This window comes from Eisenbergiella sp. OF01-20 (assembly GCF_003478085.1).
In the GTDB taxonomy this organism is placed as follows: Bacteria; Bacillota; Clostridia; order Lachnospirales; family Lachnospiraceae; genus Eisenbergiella.
Genome location: NZ_QUES01000092.1, coordinates 1 through 1,482 on the forward strand (window position 1 = coordinate 1; position 1,482 = coordinate 1,482).

The following is a 1,482-nucleotide window of genomic DNA, read 5'->3' on the forward strand; positions in this document are numbered from 1 at the left end:
GTCTGGATTTCCAGATCCTCCAGCACCGCCTGGTTCTCTATCATGGATTCCGATACGAAGGAACCGCGCACATCATTGGTCAGGTTATTCTTTTCCCGCTGCTCCAGCGCATACATAAACGTCTGGCCGCAAAGACGGTAGGTGAACTGCCAGGAGGCCGCGCTGATGGAAGGCTCCCCGAAGTTATCCGTCATTTTGGAGCCGTCCTGCGCATACCGCTGCATAGCATAGAACTGATCCTTCGCCAGATAGTTATTGTCTATCCATGTGGTATCCCCATCCTCCATAGCCTGGAACCAGTGCTCCCACCGGGCGATATTGCCGTGCTCCGTTTCCGGGCTGTACAGACGGTAGGAATCATTATTCCACATATCCTCCCATTCTTCATAGGAAACTGCCAGTTCAGGATGCCCCTCCGGCCCGGTTTCCTGCGGCCCAAGCCCCATGTAATGCATGTAATTGCATACCTTTACCACGGCTTCCGGATTGGCAAAGTCTTTCTTCACCACCAGCCACTGGCTGCTGTAATCATATACAATGGGTGAGGTTTCTTTTCCGTCCACGGAGGGTATGGGATAGACCTTCCACTCCAGGGAATCCGGGTCCTCCGAATTCTCATACAGGGACTGCAGGCAGCTTCCCATCAGGCCGGTCCACTGGATACCGAACATGGCCCCCAGCTGTTCCTTTGTCACCAGCTCCGCTTCGGTATCATAATCCTTTACAATGAACTCCGGATCGATCAGGCCGTCCTGATAGTATTGGGCCAGCTTTTCCAGCACCGGCTTCATTTCCGGCTGGATGCTTCCGTATACCACGTTTCCGTCCGCCCCCTGTATCCACGCGTTGGGGTAGGCCCCGAAGGCATTGGCAATGCTGGTCGCTTCAAAGCCGGTATCCCATAGTTTCTTGGTCAGGCCGATTCCGAATTCATCCTTCTGCCCGTTGCCGTTGGGATCGTCATTGGCAAAGGCGTAAATCATCTTTTCGAAATTCTCCCAGGTATCGGGTTCCGGCAGGTTATTGTCCTTCCTCCATTTCTCGTTGACAAAAAGGGCATGGCAGGTTTCGATCCTGGGCTGCACCCAGGGGATGCCGTACAGCTCCCCGTCCACCGTAGCCGCGTCAAAGGGGAACGTCCCATCCTGCGTCATGGCCTCCTTTGCCTGGTCGGTTACATAACCGTCAAACACCTCTGTCAGGGGCTGCAGCAGCCCGGCTTCGATCATCTGGTGCATCTGCGTCAGGGAAACGTTCATCACATCCGGAAGATCACCGCTGGCAAGCATCAGGTTCACCCTCTCGTCATACTGTTCTTTGGCCGCCAGGAATACATATTCAATGTCAATGTTGAACAGCTCCCGCATTTTGGCGCTCCAGAGGCTGTTCTCATAATCCGTGGCCGACGCGGTGGTGGCAATGCTGGTCATGGCCGTCACCTTTACCGGCTCCTCATATTTTCCGAAGGGATCCCCTTTTTCT

At 54.4% G+C, this 1,482-nt stretch carries 1 protein-coding gene; it reads right to left on the minus strand.

Annotated features, from left to right (window positions below; genetic code table 11):
* Positions 1–1,482, minus strand: a 1,482-nt coding sequence (locus DXA36_RS32555; protein WP_118683634.1) for an extracellular solute-binding protein, incomplete at both ends; no start/stop codon positions are given.